This is a genomic window from Mesorhizobium sp. (assembly GCF_004962925.1).
In the GTDB taxonomy this organism is placed as follows: domain Bacteria; phylum Pseudomonadota; class Alphaproteobacteria; order Rhizobiales; family Rhizobiaceae; genus Mesorhizobium.
This window is the reverse complement of the sequence record NZ_SUEO01000409.1, coordinates 1-868: the sequence shown is the minus strand read 5'-3', so window position 1 is coordinate 868 and position 868 is coordinate 1. Positions and strand designations below refer to the sequence as shown.

The following is an 868-nucleotide window of genomic DNA, read 5'->3' as shown; positions in this document are numbered from 1 at the left end:
TGGGAACAGGCCCGAAATAGCGGCTGTCGAAGGAGCGGTTTTTGTCGCTGCCGAGCAGGAAAACCTCGTTATCCCCGAGCGCTCGGCAGCCGTTCCACCATGGCAAAGGTCGGCCTTCGGCGTCGATTTTGAGCCGGCGCGCGACGATGTCGCCGCCGATGATGATGGCGTCATTGAAGGCGCAGACATTATCGTCCGGCAGCGCTGCAAGACGTTTTGCCAGCGGCACATTGCGAGGCAGATAGCTGCGCTCGGCGGCGAGATACGCCGCGTATTCAGGCGGGCGCACGAGCACGAGATCGCCACGCGCCAGCGCTCCCGCAGCGATGCGGTAAAGGCCGATCGGCGCGCTGGCCGAGGCGTTCCAGACCAGCCAAGGGGTGGGCTTTCCCAGCGCCGTGAAGCCCAAAAGACCGAGACCGGCCGCGGCCAAGGCGACCGTCTTACGGGCTCGAACACGCCTCAGGCGGCTGCCGATCAGATGGATGGAAGGGCGCCGCCTCATGAACGGCCTCCCGTGCCGCCCTGGCCGGAACCGGCCTTGCCATCGCCGGCGGTGGAGTGCTGCGGGTGTCCTTTCGACCAATGGTCGAGTTCGTCGATGTGATAGCGGACATAGCGGCCGTGCTTGCGGAATTTCGGGCCGCCGCCCTTGAGCCGCATCTTTTCGAGCGTGCGCTGGGAGAGCCCGATATAGAAGGCGGCTTGGGCTGTGCTGAGAAACGGGCTGCCCTTTTTCGCGCGGGCCGCGCGTTCGTTTTCGTCGTCCATGATGATCCTCGTTTCGCTTCGGACAAGCGAGGGGGAGGATGGGCGAGGGAGATCGTCTCGGGGACGGGCGAAGAGTCGGGGGAGAGTTTTCGCCGCC

At 65.2% G+C, this 868-nt stretch carries 2 protein-coding genes; both read right to left on the bottom strand.

The genetic code is table 11. The features are described 5' to 3' along the window. Window positions 1-505 (bottom strand): S26 family signal peptidase (locus E5W87_RS35435; RefSeq protein ID WP_292408612.1); only part of this gene is annotated, 505 nt, incomplete at its 3' end. Then, window positions 502-771 carry a helix-turn-helix domain-containing protein gene (locus E5W87_RS35430; protein ID WP_029354917.1) on the bottom strand — a complete coding sequence of 90 codons (270 nt, stop codon included), beginning with the start codon at window positions 769-771 and terminating at the stop codon, window positions 502-504. The genes E5W87_RS35430 and E5W87_RS35435, both read right to left, overlap by 4 nt. Window positions 772-868 lie beyond the last annotated feature (97 nt).